Below are 277 nucleotides of genomic sequence, written 5' to 3'. Positions count from 1 at the left end.
AGAATGTCGGATAACAGGGGCATAAAAAATCCACATGTCCGGCACGGGGGATATGTGCATAAACATGTGGATAATGTGGATAACTTAGTTTCCGAGAAGCTGTTCTCCTATATTTACAACGTCTCCGGCCCCCATAGTTATCAACAGGTCACCCTGTGTACAATTTTCAAGTAAAAAATTCTCGATTTCATCAAAAGTCGGGAAATATTCGCAGGAAGTTCCAAGTTCTGCAATTTTCTCTCTCAGATCTTCTGAAGAAATTCCAAGAGTATCAGTT

Annotated in this window: 1 pseudogene; it reads right to left on the bottom strand. The window is 40.4% G+C overall.

Annotation, left to right across the window (positions count from 1 at the left end):
• Window positions 1–84: 84 nt before the first annotated feature.
• A pseudogene (locus QVP40_RS10955) lies at window positions 85–277 on the bottom strand (UDP-N-acetylmuramate--L-alanine ligase); the annotation flags it as partial.

The organism is Blautia sp. CAG:257, from assembly GCF_000433815.1.
GTDB lineage: Bacteria > Bacillota > Clostridia > Lachnospirales > Lachnospiraceae > Blautia_A > Blautia_A caecimuris.
The sequence above is the reverse complement of the archived record's forward strand: the minus strand, read 5'-3'. Positions and strand labels throughout refer to the sequence as shown.